The sequence below is a fragment of the Halorientalis persicus genome, assembly GCF_900110215.1.
GTDB lineage: Archaea > Halobacteriota > Halobacteria > Halobacteriales > Haloarculaceae > Halorientalis > Halorientalis persica.
On sequence record NZ_FOCX01000058.1, the window covers coordinates 1 to 11,610 of the forward strand.

Here is an 11,610-nt window from a genome sequence, read left to right on the forward strand (position 1 = left end):
CTTGGTGATCGTAAGCACGTAGAGGACCTGCTCACTCCGAGCAGCACGACACCCGAGCCGAAACGGGCCGATTCGCAATTTCTGGTGTGGCGCTCCCTCGAGCGGTTCGAGATAATCCATCGGGTTACGCCACTGATCGGCGACGATCTCGTCCAGTTTGGAGCTGATCCGATCTTGTGCGTATTCGTCGAGGCCGTCGAACTGTCGATCTGCTGTATCGGTGAACTCCCAGTCCCACTCGTCACTCATCGTCACTGTTGCCGGCCAGTCCGTGCTCCGCCTTCACGTCGTCGCTCGTTCGCGTGTTCCCCTCCTGAATGTCGACTTCGCTCGCGAGCATTGCCTTCAGATCCGCTCGGTTGAAATCGGGATGCTTGATCGCGTCACGAAGTACGTCACGAATGAACTCGCTCCGGCTGTTGTATCCTTCCTCTTTCCAGGTTCCATCGACATCGTTGAGGAACGTCTCCGTCATCCGGATATTGACCGTGGTCTTCTCAGGGGATTCAGCTTCTGCCATATCTCTGTGTTGAATTTGTGGGGTGATAACCATTACGCACAGCACACCAGCAGTGGGCCGAAGTGACTTCTAGAATAATATCTCAGCTGCTCAGTGTGAATGCATATGGCACTTCTTTTTGATTAGTTCACATATACTTCATCTTCAATTTTGACGTACAATTTGTAGTATACATCATTTCGTTTGAGGTAGGCGGTGTTATTCCCATCAGCATGGTTACTCGCACGACGAGCGAATGAGGAGAGAGGTTCGGGGATGTAGGGATCAGCAGCCGGACATTTCCGGTATGTACCCTCATTGATGGCAGTACGGAGGAGTTCTTGTTGTTCAGAGGACAGATTTTCGTAAACAAGTGGATCAATTGCAGTCCTTTGCACCGAAGAAAGATCGACCTGCTCGGTCCTAATGACGGCTTCTTGCATTTCATCACACTCGGTTGGATTAAGTGATGCACAGCCGGTAACTGGGAGAGCAACTATTGGAACTCCTCGTTGGAGTATTTCTCGTCGGGAGCGGGGGAAGGGCATACTGGAACCTAAAAATATTGTAAAATAAGTCTTTTGACTATTTGTCAAGATTCGTTGAGAGGCCCTTGTTCTCTACTGAGCAGTTGGACGAATACTTGAGTGTGTCGTCGCCACCCTCCCGCCGTGGCCCCGACACGTGAATCTCGCCGCACTGTCTTCCGGCAGATCGCTCAGCGATCCTCCATCGACTGGCCCATGTACGAGTCGAGCCCGCTATTCGATCGCTCGTCCCTCCCAACGCTGGAATCGGACGTTCGCCTTGTTGCGGAAACATGGTTCCAGCATGACGATCACGAGGCCGTCGAACCATTCGTCCACGCAATGCCGCTGGCATACGTCCAGTTCGATCCCCACGACCGGTATACAGGCTCGACGAGCTACGAGATGGAGACACTGTTTCGCCTATTCCTGCTGAAAGAATGCCATGGCTGGGACCACGAAACCGCGCTCGTCGAATACCTTTGCCAGCATCCCGATCTCTGCGAACAGATCGGGTTAAACTCGGTGCCCGATCAGTCCACACTGTGGCGCAGCTGGCACCAGCGGTTCACTACTGAACTCCAAGATACCGTCGAGACGGCAGCGCGAACCATCCTCATCAAAGCCCAGAATGCGGGCGTCACAGTCCCGCGCGATCCAGAACGACAGACCCGGAGACACGGTGACGAGAATACAGAACCGGACCCTGATGACCAGACCATCCTGAACCAGGCTGAGACAGTTACTGAGCGGGTCAGTGATGTTGCGTTCCCTGCGTTCTCACTGGACCGTGGCGAGGGCTGTGAGATCCACGAGAACGCCTACTGGGACTTACAGACGTATCTCGGGCTTCGAGAGAACTTGGCTGTGAACGAAGGTGCTCGGAGCTTCATCCACGAGTCTAATCGGGAGCGGACACCACTCGGCCACGCCCACCGCGAGCATATACGCGACCTCTCCATCAAGCAGATACGCGAGATGTACTGCCAAGCCGTGAGTCGACTGCTGGACCGAGTAGCAGACACGGAGCAGTTCTTCCGAGCTGGCATTGTCGCGATCGACATTACCGAGTCCGACCCGTTCACTGGCGACCGTGCGGGCCACGAAGACGAGATTATCGGCACAAAAGAAAAGACCGACGAGTACGCCTACCAGTGGGCGACGGTCCAGCTGGTCGGGAATGCCGTCCCAATCGTGCTAGACGCACGGCCGGTGCGAAAAGGGGACACGCGCAAGGAGATTGTCGAGGACCTCTTGGATTCGGCAGAGGCGGCTGTTCATGTCGATAACGTGCTGATGGACCGGGAGTTCGATAGCCAGCACATCCTGGAGATGCTCAGCCAGCGCGGCCTCTCCTATGTGGTTCCGAAGCGGATGCAGACGAGTGAGAAAGCGCAGGCGAAACGACTTCTCAAGCGCAACAAGGACCGGTACGAGACAGATCGGAAACTGCATCTCGGCGACAACGAGTGGCATTCAACGACGCTGATCTACCGACGGAAAGAAAACTCCGAGCACACCGATCATCGGCAGTACTCGGTGTTCATGACGAATCGAAAGAGTGGGCTCCTTCCCGAGTACGGCTACCGGTGGGAGATCGAGAGCGGCTACAAATCGATCAAGCGGTTCATGGCCGCCACAACGTCGAAGCATTTCGGCCTGCGGTTCTTCTACTTCGCGTTCGCCTGTTTGCTGTACTCGATTTGGCGGGCTGTGGACCTGCTGGTACAGGTGCAGTTGACCGGTGAATACGAGCACTCGCCGATCGTGACGGCTGATAACACGCTGACGCTGGTGAAGAAGAAAACCGGAATCGGATAGTAACGAGACTCTCTCCGTGAGAGCGCGGCGTCTGAGTGGTGACACTATCCAGAGTCTCCGAAATCCACTGGAATAGTTGGAAAAAGAATAAGAACTATCGTTCAGATATCGATCTGAAGCGGATTCTGTTTATCGATTCGGCCAAAACCATGCATCACAGGCCCGCTATACCCGCTGTAGTCTCAACTTCACAGGCCCGAGATTTTGTATAGCGATATACGATATACAATTTCCTGTAGTGCGGAATTCCGACGGTAAGAGACTCTAGACTCCCGAATTCTCCCGAAAGTTCGAATACAGAAAGTGGTCCTGATTATGCTCGTAATCACGACCACTTTCAAGTACCCCGACGCCGTCGGTGAAGCACGAATGCTGCAACCGCCTCACGACGGCGCTTCCCCCAGGGTAGAGGCTCCGAGACCGGGCCCGCAGGACGGTGGAGGGCCGGTGGATGCCTGATCGAGCGCTTTCGACGCCGCTCGACGACAGCTTCGAGCGCTACCTCCAGGACAAAGGGAAAGGCCGTGGTGGCGACGGCGGGAACTATCGACGCAACGCAGCCCGCGAACTCGAGCGGTTCGCCGAGTGGGCTGCCGGTGACCGCGGCGACGACGACTGGACCGGAATCGTCCCCGACGACGTCAACCGAGTGCCGACCTTCGACGATCTCGACGAACGCGTGTTCCGGGAGTACGCCCGGCATCTCGGTGGAGATCGAGGACTCAAACAGAATACGGTACAAACCTATTACCGCTATATCTCTGCGTGGTGTGGCTGGTGCGTCAACGAAGGGTATCTCGAGGCGCATTACGCGCAGCGGGCGAGTGCGATGGCGCCGTTACCGGAGGACGACGGCCGCAAGCCCGGCGACCAGCAGGCCTGGACGTCCGAACAGCGCCACGCCCTCACCCGCTACGTCGACGAACAGGCCCGCGACGCCGTCGAGGCGTACACGACACTCCCGGAGGATACTGACCCCCTCGACAAGCAGCGAGGGCGCTACGCGGCGCTGAAGGCGGCTCGTGACCGGGCTCTGGTATTCGTCTTGGCGTACACAGCTGTCCGCGTCGGGGAACTCCTCCGGGACCCGAACGACCCGCGCCGACGCGGTGTTCGCTGGGAGGACCTCTCCCTCGACGACGGGAGTATGGACGTCTACCGGAAGAAACAGCAGTGGGACGCCGCCAGTCTTCCCGACCCGGTGATCTCGCCGCTCCGGAGCTACTGCCAGCTGATGCACCCACCGACGGAGCGGTGGCCGGTTTTTCCGACATTCGACCAACGGACGCTCGCGGAGCTCGTCCGGGAAGAGCTAGCCGAACGAGGGGAACGCCCAGAAGCAATCACTGAACGCCGTGCGGAGTACGCTCGCGACCTGCTGCTGGCGCTCGATGAGGACATTCGGCCGCCGTCGATCACGACGGACGGCGCACGGTCGATTCTCCAACGACTCTCAGACGCCGCAGAAATCGACATCGACCATCCGAAACACGCATACCTTGCTCCGCACGGCGGTCGCCGAGGAATGGGCGAGGTGCTTGTCCGCGCGTTCGGGTACACGGTCGCAGCCCGCTACCTCGACAACTCGGAGGAGATGGTTCGCGAGCGGTACTCTCACATTGAAGCCGGAGAATTAGGAGATGTGGCGACAGAAGCGCTCAATGATGTCGATTCGAACTTGGATAGATAGACCAAATTTGGAAGACCAGCTGATCTCGCCGGCAAAGTCTGAACCACAGCTCACAATTGGCTTTCTGTCCGAAGGGCGAAAACCGAGACCTGGTAGCGAACCTTGCGACAGGCCAGTAGTCGAGATGTCCGGCGTTGGATATCGGATTCTAATTGAAATGTCGATTTTCCGCTACCGATGTCAGGGACCAACAATTAATGTCTGAAGGGGCGTGTGTATGAGTTGATGCCGTCATATCATAGTATTCCGTGGAGGTCGAAATAGTGAGCGATCGCTGGTTGTACACAGATCGAGCCTCAATTGACTCCACCCGTCACCTTACAGTTACTATGAATATCGAACCCGGTGATGGGTACACCGTTGAAGAGGCAGCTGGTAAAATAGTGCAAATTGTAACACTAGGGTCGTCCCGACATTTCCCGTTTGAAGACCCTGAAACCCGAAGAAAAGCAGCTGGTAAGATACTATCGGTTCCGGATCGGACAGATAGTGGTCGTATCGAACTGGCATATCCGCTTGATCTCGGTGGGGTGCAAGAGGGACTATCGTACATTATGACGCTTCTCTCATACCCGGCTGAGTACAATTATACGGATTCGTATTTAGTCGAAAAAGTGAGTCTCCCTACAAAATTGAGAAAGAATTTACCGGGACCAAATTATGGTAACGACGGTTTGCGTGCGGTCTTAGGCGTAGAAGGTCGGCCGGTACTAGGACTATTGACTAAGCCACGGTTGGGAGTCGATCTTTCTGTGCTATGTGAGAATTGTCGAGAGGCTTTGATTGGGGGAGCAGATTTCGTCGTTGACGACGAACTCATTATTGACCCAGCAACTTCACTTCAATTCGAGAACCGAATCGAAGAAATGGTCAGGGTTCGAGACGAAGCAGCAGCTGAGGCGGGCGAACAGAAAGCATACTTTGCCAACATTTCTGCTGATGTTGATGCGGCGATAGAATACGCTGTTCTCGCTGAAGAGGCCGGGGTTGACGGCGTGGTAATGAATGCCTTCGCTATGGGGTTCCCAGCACTGAGGAAGCTCGTAGAGTCCGAGGCGTTTGACCTACCAATTATCACGACAAACGTTGGCGTAGGTATCCTCACTCGATTTGGAGATCCCAGGAACCCTGCAGGGACAACTGGCATCTCTGAACAGGTCATCGCGAAGCTTAGTCGGTACGCTGGCGCCGATGGAGTCCATATTGGGATCGCTGAGGGCGAGTGGTATGAAGTTGAGGCTTCGAGCCGTCGAGCAGTACCCTTAGATGCACAAATAGGCTCGATAGCACCTTCGACACCAGTTGTTGCCGGTGGCCTCTCTGTCGAGAATGTATGGCGCAACATCAAGATTCTCGGATCGGATATGATAATGGAGGCGGGTCGGGGGATTCTCGGGTACCCCGCGGGAGGACCTCGAGAAGGTGCGGAGGCCTTACGGGTACTTCTTGAACGACTGTCGAGTGAGATGACCCAGCAGGAAGCTGAGCAGATCATCGCGGAGACGGCAGATGATCTCCCACATATTAAGAAGGCTTTCGACCACTATGGTGCTGAAATGGGATGATAGTTGATTTTGCACCCTTTATTAGATGGTTGTTCTCCAGTAACTCTAACCTGTCATCAGCATTAGTTGCGCTAGTACAGGTCAACACTGGGTTGTTTGGTGTTTCTGTTGCACTATTAACTATCGCCCCCAGCTTAATCGAATTCGTACAGGAAGATTCAGATTCCTTTGTAGGGGAGTATCAATCTGTCGATAAGATTGACCGGGCACTTAGATTCTTTTGGGTCGCTGTACTTATTCTTGGTAGTACAGCCTTGCTTTCGGCGGTGATGGCTGCTTTCCCGACAATGGTCGGTCTTATCATCTCGTTTTCTGGAACTGCCATTGGTGCACTACTGTTGGTCCTCGGCGGTAGAACTGTAACTCAGTTAACCCGTGACGCATTGTAATATTTGTTCCGTCTGAATACATTCGACTCCTTTCCGCTTGAAATTTTACTGAAGCTGGGATCTGGTCGCTAATGGTTTGTTGACTGTGGTGTCCGAATCGAAATGCGCGGTCAGTCGGTCGCGAAGATTCTGACATCCGTTAAAGAGGATATTATAACCGATCGTTGCTCTACCTGTGAAAACTGTTTCAAGTGCTCTTTCAGGGTTCTGAATATGCGGTCGGGTTGATCCCTTAAGTGCTTCGTCGGCGAGAACTTCGGTGGGAGTCAAGTCGTACCCATATGGACGCCAGTAGAGTTCTGGTGGTGGAGTCCAACCAAGCTGTGTCGCAAGACTATGAGCGATAATGACATGTTCAAGACTGCTCTGATATCCAACTCCGCCGTCAATGTTGAACCCAATCATATCAAGTAGGTCGTCGAGGATAGTCCGTGGAGTGATTTGATCCAACTCAGCCCCAAGATCAGGTGCCGTCCACGTACCGAATGATCTAGATAGATGCACACCACATCCACAGCACTCGGACTCGATATCCAGATTACCGCTCTTATTATTAACTGGATTTCGGGACTGACACGAGGGACAAATGTACCAGAATGGGACCTTATCTAGTCTTGCTTTAAGATTGGTCGAAAAGGCGAATCCTTTTCCTTCAAATAATTCGATGGTTGAGGCCGCCAGCTCTCGGATTTTCCCCCAGCGTCGCAACATATACTGATAATGTGGTCTGAGTAGGCTGCGACATTCAGACAGTGGGAGAAAAAGTGTGGGGAGATTCCACCATCCGTTGACAATCCGGCTTAGTACGATGGCGTTGAATTCAGCCATACTTCTGGCACATTCCTGTGCCGTTTGAAGCAGTGTTTGTAGTTGTTCTTTCCTCTGGTCAATTGTATCCGGATGGATACCTAATGGATGGCTCGGAGCAAGCTTGGAGTTGTGTACGGTTGCGTAATCGCCAATGTTCTTCACCCACTTATTTACGGTATCTGATGATGGGGCGTCGATAGCGGTCATTACTGTGTCCTTCCTATTGATCAGTTCAGTAACACTGATAGGGGCGACGCCCTCGTTTTGCGTCGGATCGGGGAAGTGTGCTGTTCGGAACCGGTAGTTCCGGGCTGTATCGTGATCAACTATAAAATATAACTGCGTCACATTCCCTGTATCCTGCATTTGAAGCTCTTTAGCGGTTGTATTGAGTAGAACAAACTGCCCCATAAGCCCCCTGTAGGGTAAAAAATTCGGTTGATGAGCAACTCGCAGTATTTGTGCTCCGGCTTCAAACGCAGACAGCTCCTCAGAAACTGTTTTAGTTAACGTCCCAGCGCGCGTGTGGAATCGCTTAATGATATTTGATAGATCAATGCGCGAGACCGGACGTGGGGCTGGATCATCATCGTAATCATTCTGTGTGTCTTGGACTCCACTGACTAGATCAGCGACACAGTGGTTATCGATCCTGGTGAATCGTTGGATCTCCTCGACTCGTTCAGTGCCGGTTCGTATCGCTTCGATATACTCTTCACTATCCATTAGAGGAGTCCTCATATCCAGCTAAGCCTGAACAATAACCCAGACTTGATAAAAAACGCATTCGGCGAATGAAGGAACCGCTCATCCATCCACTGTTGCTTGAACGATTTCCTCTGCAACTTCGACTGCAAGTTCCGAGGAAGCTGCAGCCACTATATCATGGTTGACGCTGTCTAAAAGACCGATTCGCTGCTCAGCTATTAGCTCGCCGTTCCAGTCAACGACCTCTCCACCTGCTTCCCTAACGATGCGGTGCAAACCAGCGAGTTCCTCCCCAGTATTGACTTCTTTCTCAGGCATGTAGCTGTGTCCACCAGTTATGAATGCATCCCAGGTTCCATCTGCCACCCAGCTATAGTGGCGGGCCTGAACTCCGAAGTCATTACAGGGGTATTGCCATGCCTCGGATGCAATTTCGGGCACCTTTCCCAACATTGGCTGGTCGAGGAGAAGTCCCATCAAGTACTCTCCCTCAATGCTTGACCGTTGGCTTGTTTCGATTCGTGTCCGAGTTTGGTCCTCGCTTCCAAATCCATCAATGCGAAAGGCTCCTTCATCACGTATCGCTTCGTAGAATTCATTTTCGGCCAAATTCAGGAACCCAGCCGCGACGACATCTCGGAACTGTGGATTCTCGCCTTCAGCAACTGCGACAATCGGTCCGAAACTTCCCGTCCGGCGTCGCATTTTCGCCGTTCCGTCCACTTCGTCGAACAAAACCGTGTAGTCCGCATCTTCTACCTCTCGGTTGGATTCAGATTTATTCATCTCCTCAGAGACGAGTGCAAATGTAGTTTCGTCATCGAAGTCGTCGAAAAAGTTGTTGATGAGGTCGGTCATAGCCTGATCAACAGCTGTGACGATATCATTTTCCACGAGGTTCTCCTGATCAGCTCCCGTCGACCGTAACTTCTGGTACTGTGTCTGTGCTTGTTCGAACAACTCCCGTAGTGGTTCCTCAAACTGATTGGTCATATCTTGATCTCACTATTGGGTACGTCCACTCTAAATCTTGTGTGACTGATGGCATCTTCTTTTCCCAGGCCGCTCTTCAGTTTTTTCCCAGCCATTTAATGAGATTCGACCAGAGTTTTTGATATCCATCCCACTCCATAAACTCTGGCGATGCCCAGTGGGGGGCACAATCGGAGGTGAACGCCGCTGTTTGTCCGTCGCCATAATTGCCGACGACGAGCAACGGGTCGTTAGCAACGGTCGCAACTACTGTAGAATCGTCATCTGGAGTGACATGATTGTATCCAAGTACCTTTGGCCAACGATCCTCAAGGTTGCTGACGATTGGATGTGAAGGTTTCTCAACAACGGGTGAAGCTCCTGCCGATCGCTCAACACGGTCGTCCCCCGGAGCAAGCGAAACAGGAAGGATACGCTCAATAGCTGTCCGCCGATAGCTGGCTTTTCCTTCTATTCCTTGAAAGGACATATAGCCGCCGATCATTAACAGACTGCCTCCATCCTCAACATAATCTGCGATCAGAGGAAGTCTCTCGGGATTAGTTTCTCCCTCCCAGACTGTACTAGGTGGAACTGAAAGAGTTCGTGAGCCGATATCGCTCAGCACTATTGCATCATACACAGATAGGTCAGTTAGAGTGTCAGGAAACTTCTGAGCAGCAGAATGACAAGGAAGATAGTCAACCGAGATATCCTCATGCTCAAGTGCAGCAATCAATTCATCACCAGATTCCATGTAAGTCGACTCCCAGAAAGTGTCGGCCCCCTTAACTATAAGGTCAATAGTCTGTTGTGATTCGCCCGCGATGAGAACATTGACACCGGACATATGACAGACTGATGTCCGGCCGAGATTAAATAGTTAGGACTCTGCTGGCTATGATGAGTAGAAGAAATCCAACGACTCCAAATTCTGAATAGATTGTAGTCGAGATATTGTTTTCAGCTCAAGAAATTTTCTCATCAATTTTTTTCCTGAACCAATCAAATAGTTCCTGATTACTGAGTGGATGTTTATTTTCGGCCAGTCGGTCTACTGAGAGAACAAGCTGTGCGAGATGATAGCATTCCCGCTGGTCACTATACCTATCTGGAAGGGGCAGAGAGTTAGTGTAGCCAGCACACAGCGCGTTATGTACCAAGTCGAGGCGATCTTCGATGTTAGGTAGTGATCTCCAAGCACCTCCACTTAGGGAATATTCGACCACTGCTAAGTCGAATGCGGCGGTAACTACATGTCGTGGCTCCCAGTCGATTAGTGCTTGAACTTCGCCGGTGGCCTCATCGAAGAGAACATTATCTATCGATTGATGAACCCTGCCAATGACCGGATGATGGTCAACAGGAAGTTCGGCCACGCACTCCTTCAGCGCCGTCTCAATATCGGGTAACAGGGGAGCTAATGGTGTCTTCTCGAACCGATTAAGATCAGTGCTTATCCAATTATGGAATCGATCGAACCAAGTATCGTAGCCATCTATAACTGAGAATCGTTCCAATTCGATGTTCGGGATTTCGCCGGCTAACAGTTCCATCTCTTCATAACTTAAGTACCCAAATTCTGACATTCCAGTAGAGAGACTGTGTAAATCGGCAACGTGTTCACCGATCTGGAAAGCGATTTCTTCAAGCACCAAATCGTCAACCCTACTGAGCGCTTGTGGGCCAATTGTCGCTCCATCGATTGCCTCCATAACAAAGAAAGGCAGTCCGAAGCCAGACATATCATCAACAACACCCACAACCGACGGCACCGGAATCGAAGTATGTGATTTCAATGCTGTAACTAGTCGAGCCTCAACGCGTATGGAACGGGCCTGAGAACTGGTTTCTGCTGCTTCTTCTGAACCAGCCGCTTTCAGGACGTACTGCTCTCCTCCTTCGGTGTCAATATAAAACACCGGCATACTCCCATTCGAAGCTAAGGTGTACTGCTTAACAGAATCACCAACAGTTTCTCTCACCATTCGCTCGATGGTTTCGGCCGGCAACGTCCGTTGGTTATTCATGTGAATGTACTGCTCCAAGGCCGATTCTCACCAGAGGGTTGGCTTATTAACTGAGAGTTTCGATCGCATCTTGGCCAATTTTAACTTCATAGTCATCAACTCGATCATCATTTTTTAGCTCTGAAGGGTCGAACCACTCCCATTTGCCGGCGCCAACTTCCCCCTCCATTGGTTGGATTTCTCTACTTTTTGCGCGAGCATAAAAAACCAAATCGATGTGCTGGTGTGCAACCTCGCCTTCGCAAGTATCAATGTCGGCTAACTGCATATGCCTAGGTACTGGTAGCCGCTGGACGGACGATGGAGGACTAATTGATTGGCCATCGCTCACGATATCTATTTTTAGACCCGTCTCTTCATCCACTTCTCTGATGGCAGCTTCGTGGGGTAATTCGTCACGGTCGACATGCCCACCAGGAGGTAACCAAAGATCCTGACGTTTGTGGCTATGCAGAAGCGTCGCCCCATTATTCACTACATAGACCGTTGCCGTGTAGTGTCGGGTGGTCTCCATATTAGTACACCCCCTTCGCCACAATATAATGTTAACGCTCTTGTGAAGCACGTTGTTGATTTTTAGAGGACGGCGTCGAGAGCAT

General features: G+C 52.1%; 12 protein-coding genes. 4 read left to right on the plus strand and 8 right to left on the minus strand.

The annotated features are described in order from the left end of the window. The 3 genes from BMX17_RS23720 to BMX17_RS25620 all read right to left on the minus strand — a co-directional run. The coding region (locus tag BMX17_RS23720; protein ID WP_139203728.1) for a type II toxin-antitoxin system RelE family toxin at window positions 1-249 on the minus strand (249 nt) is incomplete at its 3' end. Continuing rightward, the gene (locus tag BMX17_RS23725) at window positions 242-520 is read right to left on the minus strand and encodes a ribbon-helix-helix domain-containing protein (protein ID WP_092664782.1); all 279 of its coding nucleotides are present in this window, start codon (window positions 518-520) and stop codon (window positions 242-244) included. The genes BMX17_RS23720 and BMX17_RS23725, both read right to left, overlap by 8 nt. Window positions 521-642: 122 nt before the next feature. Continuing rightward, window positions 643-1,047, minus strand: a complete 405-nt coding sequence (locus BMX17_RS25620) for a hypothetical protein (RefSeq protein WP_139203730.1) — start codon at window positions 1,045-1,047, stop codon at window positions 643-645. Between the two features lie 123 nt (window positions 1,048-1,170). On the opposite strand from BMX17_RS25620, the gene BMX17_RS23730 reads away from it, so the two are divergent. The 4 genes from BMX17_RS23730 (at window position 1,171) to BMX17_RS25625 (ending at window position 6,491) form a co-directional block, all read left to right on the plus strand. Then, the gene (locus BMX17_RS23730; RefSeq protein ID WP_092664785.1) at window positions 1,171-2,847 is read left to right on the plus strand and encodes a transposase; all 1,677 of its coding nucleotides are present in this window, start codon (window positions 1,171-1,173) and stop codon (window positions 2,845-2,847) included. Between the two features lie 451 nt (window positions 2,848-3,298). Next, a complete protein-coding gene (locus BMX17_RS23735; protein WP_092664803.1) occupies window positions 3,299-4,537 on the plus strand; it encodes a tyrosine-type recombinase/integrase in 1,239 nt (412 codons plus the stop codon). Between the two features lie 263 nt (window positions 4,538-4,800). Then, a complete protein-coding gene (locus BMX17_RS23740) occupies window positions 4,801-6,102 on the plus strand; it encodes a RuBisCO large subunit C-terminal-like domain-containing protein (protein WP_170845550.1) in 1,302 nt (433 codons plus the stop codon). Then, window positions 6,099-6,491 carry a hypothetical protein gene (locus BMX17_RS25625; protein WP_139203733.1) on the plus strand — a complete coding sequence of 131 codons (393 nt, stop codon included), beginning with the start codon at window positions 6,099-6,101 and terminating at the stop codon, window positions 6,489-6,491. Before BMX17_RS23740 ends, BMX17_RS25625 begins: the two co-directional genes overlap by 4 nt. A gap of 45 nt (window positions 6,492-6,536) precedes the next feature. On the opposite strand, the gene BMX17_RS25630 is transcribed toward BMX17_RS25625, so the two are convergent. The 5 genes from BMX17_RS25630 to BMX17_RS23760 all read right to left on the minus strand — a co-directional run bounded on the left by BMX17_RS25630 (window position 6,537) and on the right by BMX17_RS23760 (window position 11,525). Then, on the minus strand, window positions 6,537-8,027 hold the full coding sequence (locus tag BMX17_RS25630) for a hypothetical protein (protein WP_139203735.1): 1,491 nt from the start codon (window positions 8,025-8,027) through the stop codon (window positions 6,537-6,539). An 81-nt stretch (window positions 8,028-8,108) separates the two neighbouring features. Next, a complete protein-coding gene (locus BMX17_RS23745; protein ID WP_092664791.1) occupies window positions 8,109-9,002 on the minus strand; it encodes an inositol monophosphatase family protein in 894 nt (297 codons plus the stop codon). A 76-nt stretch (window positions 9,003-9,078) separates the two neighbouring features. Next, window positions 9,079-9,831, minus strand: coding sequence for a glutamine amidotransferase (locus tag BMX17_RS23750; protein WP_092664794.1), 753 nt, complete (start codon window positions 9,829-9,831; stop codon window positions 9,079-9,081). 118 nt (window positions 9,832-9,949) lie between these two features. Then, window positions 9,950-11,011 carry a phosphotransferase family protein gene (locus BMX17_RS23755; RefSeq protein ID WP_170845551.1) on the minus strand — a complete coding sequence of 354 codons (1,062 nt, stop codon included), beginning with the start codon at window positions 11,009-11,011 and terminating at the stop codon, window positions 9,950-9,952. A 46-nt stretch (window positions 11,012-11,057) separates the two neighbouring features. Further along, window positions 11,058-11,525 carry an NUDIX hydrolase gene (locus tag BMX17_RS23760; RefSeq protein WP_092664800.1) on the minus strand — a complete coding sequence of 156 codons (468 nt, stop codon included), beginning with the start codon at window positions 11,523-11,525 and terminating at the stop codon, window positions 11,058-11,060. Between the last annotated feature and the right edge of the window lie 85 nt (window positions 11,526-11,610).

Coding starts and splice junctions, on each gene's coding strand:
- BMX17_RS23760 (WP_092664800.1), bottom strand. CDS start 11,525: ATGGAGACCACCCGACACTACACGGCAACGGTCTATGTAGTGAATAAT.
- BMX17_RS23745 (WP_092664791.1), bottom strand. CDS start 9,002: ATGACCAATCAGTTTGAGGAACCACTACGGGAGTTGTTCGAACAAGCA.
- BMX17_RS23735 (WP_092664803.1), top strand. CDS start 3,299: ATGCCTGATCGAGCGCTTTCGACGCCGCTCGACGACAGCTTCGAGCGC.
- BMX17_RS25630 (WP_139203735.1), bottom strand. CDS start 8,027: ATGGATAGTGAAGAGTATATCGAAGCGATACGAACCGGCACTGAACGA.
- BMX17_RS23725 (WP_092664782.1), bottom strand. CDS start 520: ATGGCAGAAGCTGAATCCCCTGAGAAGACCACGGTCAATATCCGGATG.
- BMX17_RS25620 (WP_139203730.1), bottom strand. CDS start 1,047: ATGCCCTTCCCCCGCTCCCGACGAGAAATACTCCAACGAGGAGTTCCA.
- BMX17_RS23755 (WP_170845551.1), bottom strand. CDS start 11,011: ATGAATAACCAACGGACGTTGCCGGCCGAAACCATCGAGCGAATGGTG.
- BMX17_RS25625 (WP_139203733.1), top strand. CDS start 6,099: ATGATAGTTGATTTTGCACCCTTTATTAGATGGTTGTTCTCCAGTAAC.
- BMX17_RS23750 (WP_092664794.1), bottom strand. CDS start 9,831: ATGTCCGGTGTCAATGTTCTCATCGCGGGCGAATCACAACAGACTATT.